Genomic DNA, 24,824 nt, shown 5'->3' with positions numbered 1-24,824 from the left:
GCTCAGCGATGCGGAATCGAAGCGTCAGAACTGGGGAAAAAACGTAAGGCTGGTGTGCTTAAATCAGTCGCTTCCCGAACCGCATTTCTCACAAATCGCATGCATCGCATCCGGTTTATCTACACACCCAAGCACTGCTCCTGGCTCAATCAAATCGAAATTTGGTTTAGCATTCTGGTGCGTAGACTTATTCGACGAGGTAACTTTGCTTCGAAGCAGGATTTGAAGGGACAAATTCTTTCCTTCATCCGCTACTTCAACCAAACCATGGCCAAACCTTTTAAATGGACTTACCTAGGTAAGGTTCTGCAACGTTAACTGTTGGGTCATTTACGCATTCCAGTACTAGTGATACCGTCACGATCCAGTGCTCGAGTAAACCAAATCTCCTTCACGAATCATCATGTCGTAGCCTATAACACGGCCGGTCAAAGACGCCTTTTGACATATTCTGAACGCTCAAAGGCCGTCGAAGTAATCGACGACCATGCAGGTGATTCAACTATCCTCTCCGTTACTTTTTAGAACAACGGCGGCCGATCGTATAGCCGGCTGACGTCTATGGAGAATTAACTATCGTATCCGTTACTTTAATGACGTTATCTCTGCATGATTGCTTCCAATATTATATTGTCGGATACCTTCTCCCGGAGGTTCATCAGGATTCGCAATTCTGCGTATTCCTTCGTCGGCAGTTTCGGTTCGGAGTACTTCCCGTTTCGAATGAGATATTACCAAAATAACTTATACTTACAACGCTATACTGCCCGATAGCTTAACGAGGCTGGCTGCCGTATATTCGCGGTAGCCTCCTCTGTTTCCTTTATAATGTTCTACTGTGAAACGGTTCTCCTCATTTTCTCTGTAAACCTTGCCGTTTCGGTTCACCGCACCGAGGGAGCATAATTCATTTCCCTTATTTTACCACAAGTGTACTAAGAACCAACGGGTGTATATTCATTCTATCGGAAATGTTACCAAGTTCTTGACATCGATCGGGAATGTTACCAAGTTCTTGACACTGTCCAATGACACGAACTTGGTAACATACAGCAAAAAAGCCGCTAGCATTGCGGCTTTGAATGAAACAATGTTTTTGACTTCCGACACGAAATACCTGATATTTTTCGATGCCGTCCTCCTAGATGGTATCGCCGGGATAAAGCTTTCTCCCTCTGCGGTTTTCCGGATCCCCATTAACTACTATTTTTTGCTCCAGCAGAAAAGGTTTGACTTGCCCTCCGGTGGTAATCATTAATTTCCCTCCATGTAAAAAAGAAACATATGTTCTTTCTATATTTTAACATGAAAACGTTTTAAATAATGGAATATTGTGGGAATTCCAGAGTATTCTTAAAGATATCTGCCCGCAGTTGCCGTGGCGTCTGCTCCCTTTCTAATTCCACTATCGTGCCCGTTCGTATTATGAGATCAACCAGTTCTTGCTGGTTGATCCTTTTTCATTTTGGGTCGACGATTGTAGGTAGCCGGGTCGAACGTTCGTGCCCGTGGGACTTGATCCCGAGCGCTATAATGTTCACCCCTACTTGTCATGACCATGTTTGAGGCTGGTTGGGACGCGAGATCCCGTATAACAAGCGATGCTGTGGAGCGACAAGAAGACCCATATAGGGGCTGCCGGTAAATTTACATCATGGAGGAGTTTGATGAATCCCGTTATCGGACTAGATATTTCTAAAGAAGAAAGCCATGGACAAGCCTTTTTAGATCGTGGAAAACCGTACAGAGGGACGTTTCAATTCGAGCATACTCGGGAAGGTCTGGCAAAACTGCTTCAAACTGTTCAGGATGTCGAGCATGCGTCCAAACAACGCCCTTTGCTTATTCTAGAAGCAACTGGGCATTACCAAAGCCCTGTTGTTCAGTTCCTTGAGGAGCATCACTATCTATACATTGTCATTAATCCGCTCATCTCAAATCGGCTTCGAAAGTCCAATCTTCGTAAAGTGAAGACGGATGCCGCTGATGCTTATCTTTTGGGAGAGTTGTACTACAAAGAAGAGTTTGAACCTTTTAAGAAAAGAGCCATTCCTGTAATGAAGTAGTTTGCCCTTTGAAAATAGAAAGCGCCACTTGTTATACTGGGAAGCGTTCCGCCAAGAACAAATCCCAACACGAAAGAGGCGCTTACAATGAAGTATAAAATGAAGCAAAAGCAAAATCAACAAATTGCACGAATTACCGAATCGACATTGGTCGTCGGAGCGGATATCGCTAAGAGGGTGCACGTGGCTCGTGCGGTAGATTTTCGCGGAATTGAGCTTGGAAAAGATTGCGTGTTTCACAATAGTCAGGAAGGGCTGACGAAGCTGGCAACGTGGATGAAGGAGCTCGGGCAGGCCCAAGGCAAGACGGACATCATTTTTGGCATCGAGCCTACCGGACACTACTGGTTTCCGTTAGCCGCCTTTTTGCAAAACCAAGGGATTCAGTTCGTCGTTGTAAATCCGCACCATGTCAACAAGACGAAAGAGCTTGAGGACAATTCGCCTACGAAGAGCGACTACAAGGATGCGAAAGTCATTGCGGATCTCATTCGAAACGGGAAGTACTCCGAACCGAAACTGCCGACGAAGGAATACGCAGAATTGCGAATCCTGATGAACCTCCGGGAGAAGGTGTCCGACAATTTGACCCAAGCCAAAAGCCGCATCGGCAATTGGTTCGACCGTTTCTTTCCCGAGTACGCTAGCGTGTTTAAGGACTGGGACGGCAAGGTATCGCTCATGACCATGCGAGCATTTCCAATGCCTGCTGACATCGTCGCCAAGGGGGCCAGAGACGTCCTGGCTCATTGGAGGACGGAGGTGAAGCGCGGCATAGGAATCAAACGGGCGGAGGCACTTTATGCCGCCGCAGCTGTCTCGATCGGCTTGACAGAAGGAGTCGTAGCGGCCCGAATGGAACTAAGCACGCTTCTGGGGCAGTTCGATCTGTTCAACGAGCAGCTTGAAGCCATCATGGCAAAAGTGATGGAGATTCTGGAGAACATTCCGGGAACGGCAGAGATGTTGACGATACCCGGAATCGGTGTCCTCACGGTAGCCGGATTCCTGGCTGAAGTCGGGGATTTGAATCATTACGATCACGGTCAGCAAATTATTCGTCTGGCCGGGCTGAATCTCATGGAAAACAGCTCCGGCATACGCAAAGGCCAGACGGGCATAACCAAGCGAGGACGGTCGCGCCTACGTGCAATTTTGTTCCGAGCCATTATGCCCATGGTAGCGAAAAACAAAGAATTTCAGGCTCTACACCGATATTTCACGACGCGAAGGCAAAACCCGCTAAAGAAGAAACAATCCCTCATTGCCCTGTGTGGAAAACTTATACGAGTTCTTCATACACTGGGGACAAAGCAACGAGAGTACAACGCACTCGACGTCATTGGTCCAGTCCGACAAGCTCAGCTTCAACACGTGCGGGTGAAAATAGTTATGGGTATAGTTCATATCCGTTGAAATTTGCAAGCTGCCGTCCGTATATAGCTTCCACAAGTCCAGCTTGCCGGTTTCGCTGTCCCAAATCCCCGTCTCCGGCTCATAGTCGAGAAAATCGTCAACTGTACTGTACGTGCCTCTGATCTGTTTGGCGCAGGCGTCGTAATAGACGGTAAAGATACGGCCGTCGTCCAGCCGGACGCTGCTCGGGTAGCTTTCGTCTCCGCAATGCCCGGCGTACATCTTGACCCGTTCCGATACGGGCGTCCCGTCCGCCAGGATGATTTGTCCGACGACTGGACGGCCGAATGCATACTGGCTCGAATAATCCCCCCACGTATGCAATATTCTCTGCCCAGGGCCTCCCTGGTCAAGCACGAGCAGATTGGACGCATGGGCTTCCATATCGGTCGGGACAGGCGTTGTCCAGGTCAAGCCGTTGTCGTACGAGTGCGCTTCATGCGCATATTTGGCGGAGCGGATCATGACCATCAAATGACCGCCCCCGAGATCTGCGAGCGCAGGCTCCACCCAGTTCGTTCCATAAGGATTCGGTATCTCCACCTCATTGGCCTGCGGCCAGCTGAGTCCCCCGTCGCTGCTCCTGCCAATCATAATTTTCGACTGCCAATGGCCGGGCATTTTGCCGTAGCGCGGGATCAGCAGCTCGCCATTATCCAGCTCGAGGATTTTCGAGGTCGTCGCCGAATAATCCAGCTTCGTCTCCACCAGCACCGGACTGGACCAGGTGAGTCCGCCGTCGGTGGAACGGATCAGATAGGTGCCCAATATTTTGGACGGGCTCTGACTCCAGTCTGTGGAAAAAAAGTTGACCAGCAGCGTTCCGTCGCCCATTTGCATGATGCTGGGGTCGCGGTCGTCGTACACCGAATCCGCCACGGTAATCGGCGTCGACCAAGTCTGGCCGTCATCGGTACTGCGTACCATCGCGATCCTCCCGCTTTGCGACGTATGGGCCGGACTGTCGTAGTAGAGGACCAGCAGGTCTCCGTTCTGAAGCTTCTCCACGTCCGGGAAATACGTATTTCGCGCTCCCCCTGGCGCGACAGTCACATCGTGTTGTCCTGATTCAATATCTGCCTTTACCGGCTGGAGCGGCACCAGCAGCAAGCTGAGAAACAATAAAACCGACATAGCACGAACCTTCTGACTTCTTCTCACTATCGATACACCCTCTCTTCATCGTTACCTTTGATCTAAGCGGCATCATCGTCGTCTCCTCCACCTTGCGGCAGCCGACAAGCGATACTCCCAGAGAAGGATTACCGCTTTCGACCACCCTGTGCTCAAATAAACGCGACAGAGCAACCAGGGGGGGGGGATACGAATGGCGCTTTCGCGCGATTTGGCTGCATCCACGTTCTGGGATCGTTTGAATATCAAGGTTCGCATCGGTTCTCTGCTGTTCGATGTGTTGCTCAACGACAATATCATTCCGTGGCCGCTCGATTATGTGCAGGAGAAGCACAACCATGCCGCCTTCGAGCTACAATTCGTGCTTTCCGGCTCCGGAACGCTCATATTCCACGAAATGCAGCAACCACTCGAAAACGCTTCCATTCATCTGATCGGTCCGAACCTCTTTCACGCCGTCAACTCGATGAGAGCAACTCTGTCGTGCGCAGCACGCTGCGGTTTACATTTCGGGACGATAGCGGAAACGATCCTTGGTTTCCCGGGACGGAAGCAGAGCAATTGAAGGCCGTGCTGTCCGACGTTACTTACCGCAAACTGCCCGCCAACACGGATCATGGCCACCTGTTACAACTGGTCGATGAAATTCGCTCGGAAATCGAAACGCCTTCTCTGGGCTGGTATACGAACGTGCAAAGCCTGTTTGCCCAGAATATCGTTCGCGTCGCGCGAGCGATCGGTCCGGGCGCCCCTACAGCCGTCTTGACTACGCCATGCCGAGCAGAGCCAAGGACGATCTGCGTTCGCACATCATCGACCTCTTTTTCATGGGATACCGGCAGCCGCTGACGCTGGAAATGCTCGCCGAGAAAATGAACTTGAGCATCAAGCAGGTGAACCGGCTTCTCCAGCGGCACTTCCGGACCTCGTTCAAACAAAAGCTGCTCGATACGCGGCTCGAAGCGGCCAAGGACCTGCTGCGGACAACCGATCTGCCAGTCGAGCAAATCGCCGGGGAAATCGGCTATGCCTCGCCCCACCGCTTCTATACCCCGTTCCAGAAAAAGCTGGGGATGACCCCGAATGAATACAGAACGAGACAGTTAACCGACGCAGAATCACTGTCAGAATTGACCCCTATATAGTCCCACCTCCCTTTGCTCCCAAGTGTAGAGACAAAGAAACGCGGCGACAATCAACGAAGCGGACATCTTTCGCTTGGGAATGTCCCATTTTGGAGCAGAACAGCCCCAATGATAGGCAAAGACGCATCCATAACCACGGTTCAGGTGGAAGTGGATGCATTTTTGGGATACGTTATACGCCGACCTTCTGAGGGCGGTACTCCATGTACGCCTCTTGCAGATGGTCGGAAACGAGCAGACCGTCCTCCTTAATCGCCTTGCGCTTCGCCTTCAGCACGATCTGCTCCATATCGCGTAGCTGCACCCTGTAAGCCGATCGCGGGCTTCGTCCGCCAGCCGATCCTCACACGGAAACTCCCCGTCGGTAGCTCTATCCGGCTGCCGGACCGGCCGAGCGGAGGCGATTGTAGCTTGTTTTCGGTAAACCGGATGCTGGACACCGTTTTCTTCTGCTGGGTAGGAGTATCCCGTACTGCCTTTTCCACCTTTGACGCGATGGGTCGCGTCGGGATCGGAGGGATTTTGCAAACGGCCGCTGTCCAGTTCGCCCGGCGTTTTCAGTTCCAGCTTGCCTTCCCCCTCTGTTGTTTGCTCCTGGAGGAGGCGGTCGAGCAGGGCGAACGCTTCAATCGGAGCGGCATTCTCACGTGTTTGCAGGAAGGTGTGCAATTGCCCGCCCAGTTGAACCAACCCAGCCAATTTTCCCGGCACTTCCGGAACGGCGATCGCGTAGAGATGCTCCTTGCGATGGGTGGGTTCCAAAAAGGGACGCGGCGATTCCGGCACTGCGCACCAGTTCCAGTCGAGTCAGGTTCCGGCACGCGCTGCTGATCAGGAAGGAATCCATGCGCGCCATTTTCTTATTCAGGCCCACAACGTCTGCAAGGGCATGGGAAAGGGACTTGGTTTCCTGCTCGAGAAGATCGTTTCCCGTCTCCTCCAAATAGTCGATGAACCGGCGCGGAAGTTCGTCAGCGTGTTGATGGAAACCGAAGCCTCTTGAACGGATGTGATGCCCAATGCATGCCAGTAGCGTTGATCCAATTGCAGCGACTCCAGCAACTCTTCGTCCGAAGTATTCCTTCCTCTAACGCGATTTTGAAATTTTCCTTGTACGACATACTAACAACCCCTTCGTCGGAATATGAACCGTCCGGTACGGGGTCTTATGTCGCAAGGGAAGCGTGAGTTGCGACACAAAAAAACCATCCGTTAAGGATGGCTGCATAGTTTATTCTCTGATAATTAACTTTGAATGACGGGAAACTCGAATTTCCCCAACCGTTTTTCTTCTCGTCCAATACTCACCCTTTAGCTGCATAGTGCTGTTTTCTAATACTTCCAACGTAAGCGTCAAACCTAACCTACCTTTTTCCCGATTTGGCATATTTCGACCATTCGAATGAAGCGGTCCGAGCAAACGAAAGCGATCATCCGATAGGATGCGTCTCCACCGAATGACCAAGCGAGGCGGACGCATAGATGGCGTCCAGCAGCTCGCGCACGACCAGCGCTTGTTCCAGCGTCGTCTTGGGCGGACGGCGGTAGGCCACCGCTTCGGCGAAGTCCTCCAGCAGCCGCCCCTGCATTTCCGCAAACGTCCCCGTCCCTTCCCAGACGATCTCTTCCCGCACCGCGCCGTCGACGTATTCATGCAGGACGATGGCCTGCGTCTTCGGCAGGATGCAGAAGCTGAGCGTGCCGAGCGTGCCCGTTATTTGCCATGCCGTCTCGTGCGGACCGACCCGAAGCTCGCCTTGCTCCAGCAGCAGCGTCGTCCCTCCTTGGAACGTCACCATCGCTGTCGTGAGCGATTCCGCATCCGAACCCGGAGCCACCTGGTCGAGAAACGGAGCCGGTACGCCCCAAGTCCGGGCGAACACCTGCTCCGGCACCATCCGCCAACCGGTAACGCCAAGCAAATAATCCAGTGCGTAGGAGCCGAGATTGGCCAGGTTGCCTCCACCGTTGATCGCGGTGGACAACCGCCACGTCGGAGGCGTCTGCCCGGGCTGAAGCGGCTTGAGCGCCGTCTGCCAGCAGCTGCGGATTACGCGGATGTCGCCCAGCCTGCCGGAAGCGACGATGCGCTCGACCGTTTCGGCCGAGTCCTGACAGCGCAGCCGCGCCGAGCAGCACCCGGCGATAAGGTCGCCTCTGGCCGCAATCATCCGCCGCACCTCGTCGGCGTTCATCGCCACCGGCTTCTCGGTCAGCACATGCTTGCCCGCGCGGAACGCCCGAATCGCCAGCCCGGTTCTCGCCGAAGCCGGCAGAGCCAGCACGACGGCATCGATCGCCGGATCGGCCAGCAAGTCGTCGGCGCTCGCATGGACACACCCGATGCCAAACGTTTCGGCAGCCTGACGGGCCGCCTCCATGTCCAAGTCGACGACTGCGGCCGAGCGAACGATCGGAAGTGCTTCCGCCGCCTTCATATAGACACGGCCCATAACACCGCAGCCGATATATCCCAATGAAACCGTCTTTGTTACAGTCATGGTTTCTCTCTCCCGTCTCTCTGTTAGTGCTTTACAATCAAGGCTGCACCGTCAGCGCGTCAAACGAAACATGGTATCCGGTAGCTTCCGCCCGCCGCTCGCCGGTGACAACCAGACGCAGCACATGCGGCCCTGCCGGCAGCGTCCCCGTGCTGTAGACTGGATGCTGGTACTTGACGTTCGCGCTGTACATATCGATCCGCTCGACGAACTGGCCGTCGATGTAGACAGCGGCCATGCCGCGAGAGGTGCCGACGAGCGCAAGCACAGAAGCCCCGCTCCCGTAGAACGCAATCTCCACGCTGTGGCCCTGCGTGCTGCTTCGCTTGCTGGTACCGCCATACGAAGCGCTCCCCGCCGCTGTAACCCATGCGCCCGAGTAAGCGACGGCGGCATCTTCTTCGTCAATAACAGCCGACTGTGAAACAGTATCGATAACTGCGATGCGAATCGGTTCGGACACCAGACCCGCCGCATCGACAGCATGGAGCCGGTAAAAACCGGTTGCCAGACCTGTCGTATCAAGCGGCGCATACACGTCGGCGGTTACAGCTGCCGTTCTCCCGTTCGCTCCTGTCCCCGCCGCCTCGATCGCCGCGCGGTCCGGAGCGGTTGCTTGCGGCACCAGATACAGATTGCCCGCGCGATTGCTTACAGCTGTGACAGCCGCTCCGGCAGCCACGGCATTTCCGCTTGTCAGAACTACTTCCGGACCTTCCATCATGACCTCCAGCACGTCGAACGATACCAGACGATTGGTCGCCAATTCGTTTTGCTCGCCGGTCACGACAAGCCGGATCGTATGCGGACCGGGCGCAAGCGGTCCAGTGTCATAGACCGGATGCCGGTACTTGACGCTCGCGCTGTACATGTCGATCCGTTGTGCAAACTGGCCGTCGATATACACATCCGCCAGTCCGCGCGACGTGCCGACCAGACTGCGCACCTTGGCGCGCGAGCCATAGAACGGGATTTCGATCATATCCCCGATCTGACGGGACTGGACTGCGCTGCCGCCGTAATAGCTGGCACCAGCGGGCTCGCTCCACGCTCCCGTTTGCCGGATCGACGCGTCGCCGTTATCAATATACGGCTGATGGTCGCCGGTCAGCCACAGCTCGCTTCCAGTCGAAATCTGTCCCTTCGTATCGATCGCATATCCGATATACGCACCGGGCAGCATACCGCTTGTATCGAGCAGCGCATACACGTCGGCGGTTACAGTCGCCGATACGCCGTATACAACGCCGCCGACAGTGACCGCCGCAGCCTCGATCGCCGCCTGATTGCGGACGGTGCCGGACGGCACCAGATAGACAGTACCGTCAGTTGTGCTCGTTGCTTGAACTTCCGCTCCCGACTTCGCCACATAACCCGGAGCCAATGAAAGCAGCGGAGGCGTACGTCCGGCCATCGTTACCCCGACATGAACCGTGGCGTTGGATACCGCAGCGACCGTACCGGATACGGTCATGATATATCCGGCTTTGGATGCCGTCACCCGCTGCACGCCTGCCGGCACCTGCTCCAGCACAAATCCGCCGTTCGCATCCGTTACTGCCGAAATACTCGTATTGCCGGCCAGCCGCACATGTGCACCGGCAAGCGGCGCGCCTTCGGGATTGTTCACCGTTCCCGTCACTGTCGCATCGCCGAGCTCCGCGCTCCCCGTCAAACCGCTCTGCCGCATCACATTCACAATTTCGAATATATGCGCGCCGGTCCAGCGTTTCGAAGGATGCGTCGTCTGCATGGAGCTGCCGTCAGGCAGGATCGTAAAACCGGGATCTTCCTCGGCCAGCATCAGAGCAGTTTTGCCGCCTGTGAGCGGCTCTACCCCGCCGATCCGGAATCCCCTCGTTTTGCCGTCGGGATGCGTCACGACCGCATATTGGCCGATCGCTTCCGTTCCGACCGTATCCGCTGTAATCAACGCATCGTACGGATCGCCGTCCGCCATTCGCTGCGTGCTCTCTACTTCTCCAGTCGTCGTGCCTGAACCGGTAATCGAGATGCTGCCTTTGGACAGCAGCGTGCCCCCGACAAGCGACATTTCCCGAACCGCTCCGTTGATAAGCCGGATCAGCCCCATCTGCCCGACCATCGTCACATCGCCGATGGTCATCGGCTGGTCCGGATGATCGGGATTGCTGAGCAGCAGGTCCGTGGTGTCGCCGTACACGATCCGGACGGCAATCGCTCCCGCAGGCGCCTGGTCCGGCTGAAGCCGCTCCGACCACTCGATCCGCGGCGATTGCTCCGCACGATACGGCTCCATTACGGTTACGAATTTGCTCTCCAGATTCGTTCCGTCGCGGCGATGCACCATTTTCGGCATCGTATACTTGACGGCTTCATCGTTATTATCGTAGCTGCGGCCATTCAGCCTGGCCGCCCGCAGCGACGGCGAACGCCCCAGGTACAGCTCGTTCGTCCCCGCTTCCAGCAAGCCGGTAATGCGCAGCTTCGAACCGCCGCCAGCGTCGTACGTGTTCAGCGTCAGTTCGTAGCGATCCTGCGGCAGCTCGACCTCCTGCACATCGCGTACGTAAATGTAGCCCGGATAATGTCCTTCGGCACTGCCGCTGTCATTGTTCGCCACCGGCTGCACTACTTCCGTTCCCGGCGGAAGCAAATACGGACCGTACTCCGTTACCGGCAAGCTCGTGACAAATTCGGCATCCCGGTTGGCGTCGCCTTGCAGCGTATATTCATGCCGGCTACCCCCGGATACCCGGAACAAGTCCAGCGCATAACCTTCCGCGCCGTCGCCGTCGGCAAACGGCACAAACCACGGCTCGCGATTGTAGGCGTCCGTTTCGGGGTATGCCTGCTCATACGATGCCCGCATCGCCTGGAAACTTCCATTTTCGGACACAAAGGAGCGAATGTCCCCGCCATGGAGCGCTTCGCCGCCTGCCTGGGCATTGCGGCTGTTGACCACTACGGTGTTGTGTCCCATGGTCGACAAGGAAAACCAGCGGTAAAACGTGTTGAACGTATAACCCAGATCCGGCAGCAGCTCTTGCCCTGCCGCATACAAATTCAAATTCAGCGGACTGTAATGATAATGGCTTTTGTAATTCGGCGCAAACGTCGTGTACAGCTGGGTCTGACCGCTTCCCGTTCCTCCCGCCAGCCTTCCGATCCCTGCGGAAGGAAGCAGCAGGGGTCCGAGACCCGGGGCAGCCGTAGACTGGACGTAGGCCCATGTATCATTGATCGGGTAAAATTTGCCGTCCGGATATACCACCCGGTTTTTCATTTGCAGCGCTTTGCTGATGACTGGATATTCCTGCTCCATGTCCAGGTTGTCGAGCCGTTTGCCGGTGCGCGGCGACACATAGCCGACCGGATCGCTCCAGCCTTTCAGCTTGTCGCTGGCCGATTTGATCCCGCTGATCAGTTCGTTGTGATAAGACAGCGATACTTCCTGCCAGAAACCATCGGACAAAAACAGTCCGCTCATAAACGTCTCCATCGCCTCGACGGCACGGTGAATAAAGTCCGGCTCGCCCAGCGCCTTGCCGTATTCGATCATGCCGTTCCAGTTCGTATACGATAAATTCCCCAGCCCCAGCGGGTAGCTTAAGATATAGTCGATGGAAGGATCAAACATCTCTTCCTGCAATACCTGCTCCACATCCACGCCAAGCTCTGTGCTGAGTACGTCGAAAGCATTTGTTTTGCTCACCTCGGCGTACGCCCGCATCAGCGGCGCGAGCGAAGATAGATCGGAGCCGAACCAGCGGTACCACATGCCTCCCCAGTAGGAATACGGCGGTCCGTTATGGCGCTCCAGCGAATCGTAGTACCACGCCTGATCAACGGTGGGGTTGTAGTTGCGGTATTTCTCGGCAAAGGCGTACAGCAGGCGCGCCGCGCCGAGCGGATCGGTGTTAGCAATTGTCGCCGTATTGCTGACCGCCCGCGATTTTTGCAAATACCACAAATGCCCGGTCAGCGGATAGCGTTTGCCCTCGCTATCCTCGTAGTACGGGATCTCGACCGGCAGTCCGGCCGGTCCAATTACTTCAATCGCCTCGGTTTCCGGAAAAGCGGCATTCGGATACACGGTGCTCGTCTTGGTCGCGACCATACTATGTCCATCCGTGGAGAGTGTGTACAACCCGTCCGGGTACAGCTCTGGCATTTCCGGCAGACCCACATAGCGGTACCCGGGTTGATCGGGGATCAGCGCCATCGTCGCGAGCACTTGCGCCGACGGCGCTGCCCATGTTACGGTCGCGCTCGGCGGCACCGGTTCCATAGCCGGTTGAATGGACACCCCGGATCGGATCAGCGCTTCCCGTTCGAACAGCAGCGTGGCCGTATGTCCTGTTGTCGCCGCAGCGGGGACAGCCGTTACGCGCAACTGGTACAGCCCGAACGCTTTGGCTGCCGGATGTTCAAAGCGCAGTGTATAGGTCGAGGCGTCCCCGTCGGACGAGAGCAGATTCACACCCTCCCATTCTCCCTCGGGCGTTTTCCATTGCAGCCGGTAGTCCGCCGTCTCCGCCGGCCAGCTTTCCCGATCAAAGGTCAGTTCCTTTTCCGTGTAGCTCGTATAGCGGAGGAGCGGATTGCCCGGCATCCATCCAGTTGTATCCACCGCAGCAGTCGGCTGCGGCAGCAAACTCGCCGGCATTTGCCCGAAAAACAGGCTCCCGAACCTTCCTTCGCCGACCAGATCGCCATGGTAGCGGACCGGGCTGCCATTGCCTCTGTCCCATCGCTCGGAATGGCGAATCGGAATCCAGGAGCTGAGCGGCGACGTATTCGTCTTGGCGATGTGCACGATATTGAACCGCCACTCCGTCCCTGCCGATACTCCCGTCGGGGCGATCGCGGCAAGCGGAATCGCCGCTTCCACCGTCATCGTCCCGCCTGCGACCCCGATTTGGTAATTGGCGCCGGAAATCGTCTGCCTGCCGGTATTGACGAAGCTGCTTTCCAGTGTGCGAAACCAGTAGGTCGTTCCTGTTGTTGTGTCTGACGAATCGACAACCAATGGAGCTACATAATGAACGCCGCGTTCCCCGGACGGCACAGCGATCACCACTTCGATCCGGGCCAACGCGTCGGCTTCCGCCGCATCCAGCGTACCGCCCAGGTACAAATAGTCATCATCGTACGTTACTTTGTACGCCGCCGGATGCTCTGTCGCCGCGGCGTAGTAGGCCGTGCGGAAGTCATCCGCCGCTGCCGCTCCGCTCCAAAGCGGCTCGACCAGTTGACCGTCAATCGTCGGCGCGGACGACGTCTCAGGCGCGACTAGCCATTTGTCCGCATACAGATCGATCGGCTCCGCCTCAACCGACAACTGGTTCATATCATTCCCTCCTTCCGCTTGCGCCGCTGTCGGCGGGTATATCGGCAGTACGCCTGCCAGCATGGCCAGCACACCCAAATAAATAAACGAACGCTTGCCTCTTGCACGCATTTCGATCGCCCCTCTCCCGATATCATTAGGGGTGGCCGCGGAAGAGAACAGTCTGATTTCAGGCTCTGTTGACTGGGCCTATGCAGGATAATGCCAAGCCATATGTCGGACCTTTCGCTTTGCAACCGCCATTTCCTGCCCTGCACGGCATGCTCGGAGCAATCGCCCGTCGGGCGGAAGCTTGCTGATCCGGCAAGCTTTCCGACCGCCGAGAGACTGCTGCGAAATAATCATCCTGCCTGTCGAGTAGATTGCATTCCGGCTCACACCTTTATCAGCGTTAGACGATGACTGGATTCCTTTTCATCATCGCTCGCCATTACTTGGCGCGTTCCTTCTCCAGTTCTTGCTTGAGCTTCTCGTCCAACTGCCTCAGAGCTGTGTTCACATCGACCTTGCCTTCGGCGGTACTGCGGAACGCGTCATTCAACAAATTGGTTTGCGTGCCGTCCGCAACCGGAGTCAATCCTTTTTGGCGTTTGGTCGGGTACATGCTAGGCTCATAGAAGCTGACCGCCTTCATATTTTTTGTGCCGTACACCGGGTGTCCCTTGCCCAACTCGTTCTGGATCGATTTGTTGTTCAGCACGGTCGGTATGCCGCTGCGCGAATCCTGCAGCTGCACCTCGTCCGCCAGCATCGCCATAATAACCTCGAACGCTTCCTCCTTGTGCTTGCTCGTATTGGCGATTGACCAGTATGCCGGTCCGCGCTGGCCCATCAGCTTCGGCCCGCCCGCATGCACCGGGGCGCTTACGATATCCCAGTCGACCTCAGGCGGAATGACCGAATAGATATTATGGGACGCCGCGTTCATCGCAGAGAAGCCTTTGCCGAAAATCGCCGACTCCAGAGCCGACGTGCTTTCGATCTTGTTGTTAGGAATTTGGTACAGCCGCAGCAAGTTATCAAACAGCGTTTTCCATTTGGTCTGATCGGCCAGCCCGTCTTTGGCCGGGTCCAGAACCGACATCGACAGCGTATTGTCGCGCAGCACCGTTCCCGTCGCCGAGCTGAAGCCGCGGTATACTTGGCTGCCGTCCACGCGCGTCATCCGCTTCGCCAATTCGTACACGTCATCCCATGTCATGCCGTCTGTCGGATAAGCCACGCCGAAGCGGTCGAACAGCCCTTTATTGTAATACAGCACCTGCGGAAAATACGGCGGCACCGGCAAGCCGTACAGCGCGTCGCTTTGAGCCGCTTCGAGAATTTCATCGATAAACACTTTGTTGAACCGTTTCAAATCGTACGAATGCGCTTTCACATAAGGATTCAAATCTTCGCCGATCTGGTAGTCGAGATAGCCGCTGAGCAGCCCCGGGATGTCGGTGCGGATCAGGTCGGGAATCGAGTTTGTCGCCACCAAATCCTTGAGCGCGTTCCCGGCCGTGTTCGTCTTGTACTCGAACTTAATATGCGGAAATTTCCGTTCCAGCGTCTCCCGGAACCGGCTGTCGAACTCCTCCGGCTTCACGCCTGCGGCATAAATCGTCATCGTGAACGGGTCTTTTTTCGGTTCGGGCGTCGGCGACGCTCCGGACTCACCTCCTTTCCCTCCGCAAGCGGTTACAAAACAGATAGATACTAGAATGCCGACTTTATACCACCTTTTCATACAGTACAATCAACTCCCCCTACATTTATTCCGATTATGTACGGCAAAAACTGCAAAAAAGGTCACAAGGGGCCTAGACGAACATTTATTTACCGCACAAATCTTAAATAGATCATATATGTGGATTATATATATGTCAAATACTATTTAATACATTAAATAACCATTATATTTATTTATAATCATACACTAGATTTAGTTAGCTAGTTTGGCCTCTATTGCATGGAAAGGAAGTTGTCCGCGTCAGGTTGCATCAATGCCCCGGGTGATCGGGAAGCGGAACAGAAAGGCAGAGATTGGCTATCTCTGCGTCTCCCACTTCGGATGCAGTCCAGGACCTTCGGCCCTTTAGTACGTTGTTACCTGGGCATGTTTACAAAGCGGCTCATGCGTCAACTTGCCAAACACTCCGAAACGACGAAAAACGTCGGAGCCCGCCTCCGACGTTTCGTTCCTTTCCCCTGAGACCGACCCGGCCCCTCCGCCCGACTTCGCGCGCCTACTCGACCGCAAGCTCCTCCGAGAGTCGCTCGCACAGCTCCCGCTCGTCGATCAGATCTGCCCAATACTGGCGCAGCAAATTCGACAGCGCGGGAAACACCGCCGCCGGCAAATTCAAATCGCGCTGCGTGCGCAGCGAGAACAGCATTTCGCGATAAATCGCAAACCGGCTCGGACAATTCAGCCCCGGCTTCACGGCGCTTATGCTTTTCTGACGGTAGGCGGGAATGCTCAGCGTATGATCGAGTATATAGCGGCGCCCCCGCTCCGACACCAAGTATTGGACGAGCAGCAGCGCCTCGTCCTTATGGGCCGATTGCCGGTTTACGGCGATCCCCAGTGTAATGCCAAGCGTGCGCGGCTCATACAAAAACGGAATCGGCGATATGTCGTATTCCAGATCGGTATGCTTCAACATGTTCATGCCCAGGTAGCTGCATAGCATCATCGAAATTTTGCCCGTCCGAAACATCGCTGTAATCTCGCCGTTGCTCTCCCACATAAATAGCGGGGAAATCGCCCGGTTTCGGACAAGCCGCTTGCAGCTGCGTATACTGTCCAGCAGCTTCGTGCCGCGTATATCCCGCAGTCGTCCCCTGTCCCATTCGAAACGCTCCCCGCTTTGCAGCAGGAAGATCGGCCAGCGGTTGCGGTCCGGCAAATGAAAGCTGAAGCCGTACCGCCCGCTGTCGTTGGTCAGCAGCTCGGCATTGTGCACCAGATCGTCCCAGGTCCAGCTCCCATCCGGCTCCGGCAAGCCGCACTCCCGGAAATGGGCTTTGTTATAGCACAGCACGATCGGAGAGAACACAAGCGGCTGTGCCAGCATCTGTCCGTCATGGACAAACTGGCTGACCAGAAACGGATAGGCGTCCTTCGGCGCCTCAAGCGGCTCCAGCCGGTCCAGTTCATCGCGGTTTTGCAACGTTTCAAAGTGGTCATTGTTCAAGATGAACAAATCCGTGCGACCCCATTCTCCGTCGCCGTCGAGATCGGGCAGCGAACGATACGGTTTCGCCTCCACCTTGATCCACGGATACCGCTGTTGAAAATCGGCCAGCAGTCCCTCCTGCTCCATATCGCGCAGATTCGTGCTGCCGTAGGCCAGCGTTATCGTAACTTCGCCTCTGCGCTTGACCCGGCTCCCGACCTTCGGTATTTTCTCGATGAGCTCTTCCGCGACCAGCTGCTCCAGCCCTTTGCGCACCGACTTGTTGCTCAATCCGAACCGTTCCGCCTGTGCCGTCTCAGACGGCAAGTAATCCCCCGCCGTATAGACGCCGCGCAATATTTCCTGGCGAAGCACGTTAACCATATGCTCCATTTTACGTTCAAACTCTGCGTTTGTCGGCTTGGCCGTAACCGTTTCCCCCTTTCGGCACAGCGGCGTTTTCCGCCTTCCGGTTTACCGGCTCCCTCCCGGCGGCGGGCCGGTTTCTACTCATCGTACAGTAAACTATTACAGGAATCAATGGATTCGGGGAGGGGGGACCGCCCGGCTGCCAGATTCCGTATGTCCGAAGGTGGTTCCATAAACTAAAATTGAAACCGGCGATGCCCTTTCGTCTCATAAATGGAATAACCTTCCAATCACAACAATTTTTCTTTCACTTTCAGCCCTCCGCGATATACATCCGAGATTTTTGGGATGAAAGAAACCCTTAAGCATACAACGCATAAACCCGAAGCGATCCACTGCTGCTGTCCAAATAGGCTACAGCCGTTTGCACCGTTCCCTGTTCTAACAGCATGCCGATAATCGTAAGCCGGTACTGCAATTGTGCAGCCAACGTATCCTGAATCAAACCAGCCGCGTTGGTCTCTGTCACGATCTGTTCCAGTCCCTGCAGCGTATAGACCGGCGAAGGCTGAAGCGTCATCAACTTACTCGCCGTATTGCCCGCCTGATCCGCGGCCGCTATGCGCAGCTCCAACGGTTGTGTGCGCCCTGCGATGTTAAGGGGCGAACCGGGGGCGTAGCGCGCCCCGTCTACCCATGCCTGAATACTGCCCTGTCCGGAATGACCGTCCTCTGCATAGACCGACAGTACAACGGTTGCGGCAGACGGCAGCACTGTGCCATCCTCCAGTACGATACCATCGATCTGGGCCGTTAACCGGGGCGGCGTCCGGTCGATGCGAACCGGCAACCATAAACAGTTGGAGATGCTGTACATTTTGAACGGAAAGATAGAGATGCGGATCGAGGACGAGAAGCACCCTTTGGGCAAAGGAGACATGCTGCTGATTGGACCATCGCAGCCGCATTGTACATGGAGCGTGGGCAGGGAAAACGTGGAGTACCTGATTTTGCATTTTGAGATGGCGCCTTTTCTTGATCCGTCGCTGCTCATGTACCATCGGTACTTCGCGGAAATCGACGCTCCGTTAAGCCGCATCAATGCACGCTTCAAGCAATTGCCTGCGCTGCAGGAACAGGTCGGACAGATGATGCTGGGGATACTTGCCGAAACGGAACAAAAACAGCTCGGCTATGAAATCTCCACCAGTCTGTCGATCAAGCAGTTACTGTTGCTCGTCCTCCGTCACGGCGGTCAACCGGAGCGGGGAGAAGGTTCGATGAATACGTACAGTTTGCGCCCGGTGCTGGAGTATGTGGATCAGCACTTGACAGAACGCATCGATATGGGGCAGATCAGCACCATGATGGGTATGAGTTACCATTACTTTTCGCGCTATTTCAAGAGCGTTATCGGAATGCCGTTTATGGAATATGTCCATACGAGACGGATCAAGGAAGCGGAGCGTTTGCTGCTGACCGAATCGCTCAGCGTCACGGAGGTGGCTGCCCGAGTCGGGATTACGAATATGACGTATTTTTATAAATTGTTCAAACGGTTTCATCAATGTTTACCCAAACAATACGTGCGCAACATGCAGAGCGGCCGGACTGAAGTGCCCGAAGCGGACAAGCCTTGATGGATAGCCTGTTTGGCAACTGCTACTGAAGGCGGAGGCGCTCCAGGAATTCACAAAACCGCTTGGCAGCCTATCTTGGGAGGCGGTCCCAGTCCGTTCCGGAGCGGGGTAGCTCATTCGTGCTTCGATCGATTTGCCACATCGGAAGCGGTGCTGCCGATCAAGTCCAAGCTCTTGACGATCAGTTCCGATAGCTCGGCACTAGTGACCGGCAGCTCCGGCGCGAACGTATCGTCATTCAACGCCAGCGACAATCCGCTTTGACGCCAGCAACTCACGTCGGCGAAAGTCTTCACTCCCTCGACGACGGTGTACACTCTGTTCGTGGGGCGCTGCGCTGCCACAGATTGCGCAACGTCCAATGCGGATAGTAGCTGCTGAAATCAGTATATCGGTTCTCCAGAAACAAACTCCCGTACTGGGTCCTTCCGAAGTATCCCAACCTCACTTGATTGGTGGCATCCAGATTGAAGGCTCACCCGCCCTCCGCTATCGTGCACGACCGTTTGCATCATTTGGACCAACCGGTTTTCACCGAGTTTCGAACCGATCCTGATCCCGTCCAGCTTGAAAGCGCGATGAGCACGAAGGTACCGCAGAAGCCGCTGCGGGCGATCATGGCGTCGCTAATTCTGATCAGCGGCTTCAAGCTGCTTTGAGGCGCACCGCCTTCGGCAGCGCGTCGCGGGCGGTCCATGCAAACGAACCTTCAAGCGCGGCTGATTAGGCCGGAACGCTTGAAGGTTTGTTTGCGTGCATCAAGTCGTCATCCGCTGCGTAAGCGGTTGCAAAGGCTCGCCGACAAATCCGCGTCAAAACGGCAGCTTGCTCAAATCGTCCGTCTCGATCGTGTACGTCTGCTGATCGCGATAGGTGAGCTGGGGCCGCTTCGCCATCCATTCCGGGCTGAACGGAACCATGTGCCGGGCTTCGAACCGGTACGGAGGCCGAATGGCCGCAAAAGGCGGGATCTCCCCGAGCCGGTGCACCGCCCGAATTGTTCCTTCCCGGATGCGGGCGCACGACTCCCCTTTGTCCAGATGAATCGCGCTTTCTACGCCTGTTCCTTGCTTGGTGGCGACCGTTTCGATCTCTGGTACGAACATCCTCGCTTCCAAGGTGGCCTTGTCGTCGCCGGCCAAAAAGATTGTCGGAACGGCTTGCATGCCGGCCACCAACGCCCGCGCCCCGAATTCGCCGATAAACACGTCGTTGAGCCGATAATACATTACTTCTTTCGAGGCATACGTGTGATTGAGCGGAGCGTCGATCGTGCCGGCCATCGCGTGCTGGCCTACAAACAGCATGGCCGCATATCCGACAAGATGATAATAAGGCTTCGATGGCGGCGTTCTCCCTATATAGTTGACGCCGATCAGCTCCTCGGGCAAAATCCCGCCGTTGCCGTGTCCGTCCCAAACGTCGATGAAGGCGTCGGGGTGGACGGTGCGAATGCCTGCCGCGCAAGCGTTGACTTCGTGCGCAAGCTGTCTCATGGAGCTCTCTTTCATCGCCGGATCGCTCGTTCTCGTCTGCGTGAACGAATCCGTTCCGGCAACGCCTTCCAGGTCGGACAATATGAAAAATTTCATCGGCAACTCTCTCCCCTTCTCATCAAAAAGCGAAAATTTAATTGCCCAAGGCGGCGGTCAGCGCGACGTCGGCTTTTTCCTGCGTTTCCCGCAGCATCGTGTTGATGTCGGTTTCGCCGGCGCGCAGCCGATCGGCCAACGGATTGATCAGGCCAAGCACGATCGAATCGTAAGGGGTGATGGTGTCGCGCACCTTGGCCGGCTTTACCTTAAACAGCGCCGCCCAATTTTTATTCGCCAAATACGGAACCTGCGAGCCGAAGTCCGACAAAATTTTGGAATCGGCCAGCACCGGCACTCGGCCGTATTGGCTCATTTCCGTTTGAACTTCATCGGAGGTGACGGTCTGGATGACTTGAAACGCCTGCTCCTTATGCTTGCTGCTGGCGCTGATCGCCAAGGAATGCGTGTCGATTTCCCTGCCTTTTCCCAGAAGCTCCGGAAAGTTGGGCATCCCGGCGACGTCCCAAGGGAAATTGGGGTCTTTGGCGGCGTTGTTGGTCGTCACGCTCAACCAATCCGGCTGCATCGCCACCGTCTTCGTTCCGAACAGCGTAGCTTTTGTCGCGCCGCCCGGAATCGCAAAGGCGGTTCGGTAAAATTCCAAAATTCGTTTCCATTCAGGGGTGTCCACAATCGCTTTGTTGCTCGGAGACAAATAAGAGACAGACAACGATTGGGCGAATTGCGACAAGCTGGACAAGTTCATCCCCACGTATTGCACGTCGCCTTCCTTGCGGGTCATCTTCCGGGCCAGCTCCAGCGTTTCGTCCCACGTCATCAGCTCCTTCGGGTAAGTCATGCCGAATTTATCGAACACATCCTTGCTGTATAACAGGCTGCCGACGTTTTGCGCCCAAGGGATCGCCGTCAAACCCCCGTCTTCCTTTTTTCGTTGCAGCGAGGCGATCGCGCCGGGGTCGAACCGCTGCAAATCGAAATGAGTCGATGCGACCAGCTCGTCCATGCCGGAGACCGCTTTGGCCAGCAAAAAGTCGTTGATGTCTTTGTTGCTGACGAAAATCAAGTCGGGAAAGTTGCCAGCCATCAAATGGCTGGCAATCGCATCCTGAGGCGTTCCCGCATTTTTTTTGATCAAGGTCAATGTAATATTCGGGTGTTTCTTGGCTACAGGCTTCACATAATACCGATCGAACTCTGCGTCGGTCATCCCGTTCCAGTTCAGAATCGAGATTGTCACCGGCTCGTCGGAAGGCGCTTTCACCGAAACGTCGCTGTTGGCGCCGCTGTTTGGGGTGTCGCTTTGGCCGCTGCAAGAAACGGCGACCGCAGCTAGGAACATAGTGGGCAGAAGAAACTTGATCCGCAATGGATTTGGATTCATCTTCGTGATCTCCCTTTTCCCGATTTGGAGGAGATGGATTACGGTTTCGCATCCAGGCTGACGGCTTCGGCCAAGGAATAGTCGAGCCAGTAATCGACGAGCTCCTTCGCCCATGCGGGTGAATCGCCGAACGTACCGTTCATGACCCGCTTCATCGCCTGGATGTACAGCTCCCGGTGAGCGGGGGTAAAAAACAAATTGAGCAGCCGCGACGCTGCCGGCAGGTCGCGGGTTCGCAGCGCTTGCGCGCCGGTTTCCAGCGATCGGGCGATTTGTTCGACGCCCATCCGGTCGATAAACGCGTTCCACGTCTCCTCGATGGCGGCCGGATCGGCCAACAGGGCGGTCACGCGCGTCATATCCTCCGCAAACTTGGCCCGCATGTTCGCGCCCATCAAACGGACGCCGTCCTTATGGACTTGATAAGGCGTGATTTCCAAGCCGGTGATCGTCGAGCCGGACCAATCCAGATGCACGACATAGCCGGCATGCCGGTAAAACGCCGGGTCCGTTTGCCAAAATACGAAGTTGCCCAGGCTGTATACGATCGGCACTCCGCGATGCAGCTCGATCCCCTGCGGCACATGCGGGTGATGGGCGATAATCGCATGCGGGCCCATCTCGGCGATCGCCCGCAAGTCGTGCATGACATAGGGCGGAGGGGTCGGCGTATGCTCGCGTCCGCCGTGGAAGATCACGATAACGGCGGCGCCCGTTTGCCGCAATTCGCGAATTTGATGGTGCAGGCGATGCAGCTCCAAGCCGTAAGCACCGGGGCCGCCGTCGACCGAACGGCATTGCTCGCCCTCCGCGCAGTTGATAATCGCCACGCGGGTTCCCTTCACCTCGGCGATCAGCGGCTTTTCCGCGTCGGCGCCACTCATTCCGCCGCCGACAGTCCGAATGCCGGCCTGCCGCAGCGTTTCAATCGTTCCGGCCAATCCTTCGGCGCTTAGGTCCAGACTATGGTTGTTGGCCAAACACCCGATGTCGAACGGGACGGCCTTCAGTGCATTTACAGTTCGCTCATCGGCATGGATCAAAAAACGTTTGTCGTCCCGTCCTTTGGCGGCCAGCGGGGCGCCCCGGTCGCCAAGCACCGTTTCCACATTCACGATCCGCAAATCGCTGTGGCGGATACACGGCAGAAGATCGCCGTATACTTGCTCGGGATGATCGATCATCAGCGATTCCAGCTTGTTTTCTTCGCCCCATATTTGCTTGGCCCCCCAATCGGCCGCAATCGTCATACGCCATTGCTGGCTTGCGGGATCGCCTTGCGAAATGTTCATCTTTCCGGTCGTCCAGTCCATAACGGTCATAAAAAGTTTGTCTCCTTTTGATAAAATTCGGTGGCAGTTTGTCCAGTTCACGCGCGTGATTATTTGATTATAAAAAAATTGCAGTTGATTCCTGCAAATTCGTTTTGATTTACTCCATCAGCGAAACGATTATTTTTAAAAAATCACGCGCGTGATTTTAATTGAAAAAATATATAGCTAACTCGCCGCCCAACTAGCCGAAATCGAAGAAAACGAGCCGGGGGCGTTGGGTTTGGGACTTGTACGCGGCACCTCCTTGTCGTTGTCGAACGGCTGCGACAAAAAAAATCACGCGCGTGCCGTAACGAATTTAACTCAAATTGTAGTTAGATTTGCCCGCCCTGTCAACGACAATTTTAGGTGGGGTGCGATTTGGGAGCCGTGCGCATGGCCGTCGATTCGCGGTCGATCAGTTCATAGTCCAAAAGGAAGTTTGTTGCATCCGCCTTCCCGTTGGCATCGATCCGCTTCAACAATAGCTCCGCCGCTTTTTCGCCGCCCTCGCTGAGCGGAAATCTCATCGATGTCAGCTGCGGGATCGCCAAGTCGGCGTACAAGTCGTCAAGTCCGGCTACAGAGCAGTCTTTCGGAATCGATACGTTTTTTTCCTTCAGCAGATGGACAATGCCCAATGCCGCTTCGTCGTTGCACCCGATAAAGGCGCTGGCGTCTTTGACGTTGTCCCATTCCCGTTTCACCGTATGGTAAGAAAAATTCGTAAGTCCGGGGAAATCGCTCGGTTTCACGGTGCTGTGCGCATCTCCGATCACGACAGGCTGGAGCCCGTAGCTTTCCATCGCTTTTCGGTAGCCTTCCATTCGCTCAAAAGGCGTCCCTTGGGAATACGTGTTCGCGACAAAAACAATGTGTTTGTGCTGCAGCTTGATCAAGTGCTCGGTCAGCTCAAACCCCGCTTTGAGGTGATTGAAACGAATGCCGTCGATCTGTTCGTGGATAAAGCTTCGCGAAGTCGTATTTATGGCAATTCCCGAATCCAACAAGCGGATTAAATTGTCGTCATCCTTGGAGGTAGTAGCTCCCGATAAGAACGTCACCCCGGATACGCGCTGCTGCTTGAGCATTTCCAAAATCATCGGCAGGTTGTCGCCTTTCGGCTCGACATAGTATAAAATCACGCCATAGTGATGCTTTCTGGCGTTTTTTTGAAAGCTTTGAATGAAGGGGGCGTTGATGCCGCTTTTGATCTCTGGTAAAACGATCGCCAGCACCGTATTTTTGCCGGTCACGAGTCCGCTGGCGAAGCTGTCTTTGCGGTAACCGAGTTCTTCGATCGCTTGATTCACGCGCTTGATCGTTTTCGCCGATACCGTCCCTTTGCCGGATATCGCTTTGGAAACCGTAGTGCGATCCAGCTTCAAATGATCGGCGATATCCTGCATCGTGATGTTTTTATTCATTTTGCTCTCCCCTGCTTGTAGCCCGAATGTTCACCCGTCCCTTCCGATATTATATCAGAACGACCGGCAAAGTTCATTTGCGGGCGATCTTCGTTCCAAACGGAGAAAAAAGACGCCTCGGTCGTCCCCTTATGCGAGAACTTAGAAGCGTCTTGCAGATCTGGCAGTCACGTCGCGGAATGCCGTCGAATGAAAGACGGTGCCCTTCGCGAGCGCCAGCTTGTCCCACTCCGTCTGCATGCTTGGTTCGCATTGTTTTTTGATTATTAAACTCTTGTGTCCCAATAGCGGTAAACGATTCGAATATGCGCAAAATCTTAAATAACCGTCAGAGAGTGAAAATGATATTATCCCCTTTAAGTAGACAGTGTTAAGAATCGACA

General features: G+C 55.3%; 19 protein-coding genes and 2 pseudogenes. 8 read left to right on the top strand and 13 right to left on the bottom strand.

Annotated features, from left to right (window positions below; genetic code table 11):
- Positions 1–54: 54 nt before the first annotated feature.
- A complete protein-coding gene (locus FE784_RS43035; RefSeq protein ID WP_425465590.1) occupies positions 55–318 on the top strand; it encodes a transposase in 264 nt (87 codons plus the stop codon).
- Between the two features lie 823 nt (positions 319–1,141).
- Here FE784_RS43035 and FE784_RS36805 read toward each other — a convergent pair.
- Complete coding sequence (locus FE784_RS36805) at positions 1,142–1,255, bottom strand: RNA-binding S4 domain-containing protein (protein ID WP_139607228.1); 114 nt, start codon at positions 1,253–1,255, stop codon at positions 1,142–1,144.
- Between the two features lie 412 nt (positions 1,256–1,667).
- Between FE784_RS36805 and FE784_RS36800 the strand changes: the two are divergent.
- Together FE784_RS36800 and FE784_RS36795 are read left to right on the top strand one after the other, a co-directional pair.
- Positions 1,668–2,060: pseudogene (locus FE784_RS36800) on the top strand (IS110 family transposase); the annotation flags it as partial.
- A 93-nt stretch (positions 2,061–2,153) separates the two neighbouring features.
- Positions 2,154–3,482 carry an IS110 family RNA-guided transposase gene (locus FE784_RS36795; protein WP_139607227.1) on the top strand — a complete coding sequence of 443 codons (1,329 nt, stop codon included), beginning with the start codon at positions 2,154–2,156 and terminating at the stop codon, positions 3,480–3,482.
- Positions 3,483–3,650: 168 nt separating this feature from the next.
- On the opposite strand, the pseudogene FE784_RS42245 reads toward FE784_RS36795, so the two are convergent.
- A pseudogene (locus FE784_RS42245) lies at positions 3,651–4,616 on the bottom strand (sialidase family protein); the annotation flags it as partial.
- 193 nt (positions 4,617–4,809) lie between these two features.
- Between FE784_RS42245 and FE784_RS36785 the strand changes: the two are divergent.
- Both FE784_RS36785 and FE784_RS36780 read left to right on the top strand, forming a co-directional pair.
- On the top strand, positions 4,810–5,181 hold the full coding sequence (locus FE784_RS36785) for a hypothetical protein (protein WP_139607225.1): 372 nt from the start codon (positions 4,810–4,812) through the stop codon (positions 5,179–5,181).
- Between the two features lie 208 nt (positions 5,182–5,389).
- Positions 5,390–5,761: a helix-turn-helix transcriptional regulator gene (locus FE784_RS36780; RefSeq protein WP_139607224.1), complete on the top strand. Its 372-nt coding sequence runs from the start codon at positions 5,390–5,392 to the stop codon at positions 5,759–5,761.
- Between the two features lie 270 nt (positions 5,762–6,031).
- On the opposite strand, the gene FE784_RS41365 is transcribed toward FE784_RS36780, so the two are convergent.
- A complete protein-coding gene (locus FE784_RS41365; RefSeq protein ID WP_176706784.1) occupies positions 6,032–6,460 on the bottom strand; it encodes a hypothetical protein in 429 nt (142 codons plus the stop codon).
- 43 nt (positions 6,461–6,503) lie between these two features.
- Here FE784_RS41365 and FE784_RS36770 point away from each other — a divergent pair, with 43 nt between their 5' ends.
- Complete coding sequence (locus FE784_RS36770; protein WP_139607223.1) at positions 6,504–6,764, top strand: hypothetical protein; 261 nt, start codon at positions 6,504–6,506, stop codon at positions 6,762–6,764.
- Between the two features lie 427 nt (positions 6,765–7,191).
- Here FE784_RS36770 and FE784_RS36765 read toward each other — a convergent pair whose 3' ends face one another.
- From FE784_RS36765 to FE784_RS36745, 5 genes are all read right to left on the bottom strand, one after another.
- Complete coding sequence (locus FE784_RS36765; protein WP_139607222.1) at positions 7,192–8,262, bottom strand: Gfo/Idh/MocA family protein; 1,071 nt, start codon at positions 8,260–8,262, stop codon at positions 7,192–7,194.
- A gap of 37 nt (positions 8,263–8,299) precedes the next feature.
- On the bottom strand, positions 8,300–13,705 hold the full coding sequence (locus FE784_RS36760) for a carboxypeptidase regulatory-like domain-containing protein (protein WP_139607221.1): 5,406 nt from the start codon (positions 13,703–13,705) through the stop codon (positions 8,300–8,302).
- 319 nt (positions 13,706–14,024) lie between these two features.
- Positions 14,025–15,323, bottom strand: a complete 1,299-nt coding sequence (locus FE784_RS36755) for an ABC transporter substrate-binding protein (RefSeq protein ID WP_139607220.1) — start codon at positions 15,321–15,323, stop codon at positions 14,025–14,027.
- A gap of 499 nt (positions 15,324–15,822) precedes the next feature.
- On the bottom strand, positions 15,823–17,148 hold the full coding sequence (locus FE784_RS36750; protein ID WP_139607219.1) for an extracellular solute-binding protein: 1,326 nt from the start codon (positions 17,146–17,148) through the stop codon (positions 15,823–15,825).
- 337 nt (positions 17,149–17,485) lie between these two features.
- A complete protein-coding gene (locus tag FE784_RS36745) occupies positions 17,486–17,899 on the bottom strand; it encodes a hypothetical protein (RefSeq protein WP_139607218.1) in 414 nt (137 codons plus the stop codon).
- A gap of 61 nt (positions 17,900–17,960) precedes the next feature.
- Here FE784_RS36745 and FE784_RS36740 point away from each other — a divergent pair, with 61 nt between their 5' ends.
- Positions 17,961–18,764, top strand: coding sequence for an AraC family transcriptional regulator (locus tag FE784_RS36740; protein WP_139607217.1), 804 nt, complete (start codon positions 17,961–17,963; stop codon positions 18,762–18,764).
- A gap of 113 nt (positions 18,765–18,877) precedes the next feature.
- Here FE784_RS36740 and FE784_RS36735 read toward each other — a convergent pair whose 3' ends face one another.
- Entirely contained in the window at positions 18,878–19,108 is a 231-nt protein-coding gene (locus tag FE784_RS36735; RefSeq protein ID WP_139607216.1) for a hypothetical protein, read from the bottom strand.
- 123 nt (positions 19,109–19,231) lie between these two features.
- Here FE784_RS36735 and FE784_RS36730 point away from each other — a divergent pair, with 123 nt between their 5' ends.
- Positions 19,232–19,423 (top strand): hypothetical protein, encoded by a 192-nt coding sequence (locus tag FE784_RS36730; protein ID WP_139607215.1) that lies wholly within the window; start codon positions 19,232–19,234, stop codon positions 19,421–19,423.
- Between the two features lie 153 nt (positions 19,424–19,576).
- Here FE784_RS36730 and FE784_RS36725 read toward each other — a convergent pair whose 3' ends face one another.
- The 4 genes from FE784_RS36725 to FE784_RS36710 form a co-directional block, all read right to left on the bottom strand.
- Positions 19,577–20,356: a M55 family metallopeptidase gene (locus FE784_RS36725; protein WP_139607214.1), complete on the bottom strand. Its 780-nt coding sequence runs from the start codon at positions 20,354–20,356 to the stop codon at positions 19,577–19,579.
- Between the two features lie 37 nt (positions 20,357–20,393).
- Positions 20,394–21,701, bottom strand: coding sequence for an ABC transporter substrate-binding protein (locus FE784_RS36720; RefSeq protein ID WP_176706783.1), 1,308 nt, complete (start codon positions 21,699–21,701; stop codon positions 20,394–20,396).
- Positions 21,702–21,739: 38 nt separating this feature from the next.
- Complete coding sequence (locus FE784_RS36715; protein ID WP_139607212.1) at positions 21,740–23,023, bottom strand: CapA family protein; 1,284 nt, start codon at positions 23,021–23,023, stop codon at positions 21,740–21,742.
- Positions 23,024–23,379: 356 nt separating this feature from the next.
- A complete protein-coding gene (locus FE784_RS36710; protein WP_139607211.1) occupies positions 23,380–24,441 on the bottom strand; it encodes a LacI family DNA-binding transcriptional regulator in 1,062 nt (353 codons plus the stop codon).
- Positions 24,442–24,824 lie beyond the last annotated feature (383 nt).

The sequence above is a fragment of the Paenibacillus hemerocallicola genome, assembly GCF_006265175.1.
GTDB classification, from domain to species: Bacteria; Bacillota; Bacilli; order Paenibacillales; family NBRC-103111; genus Paenibacillus_AB; species Paenibacillus_AB hemerocallicola.
Note: the sequence above shows the minus strand (reverse complement) of the source record. Positions and strands in the feature narration are given on the sequence as shown.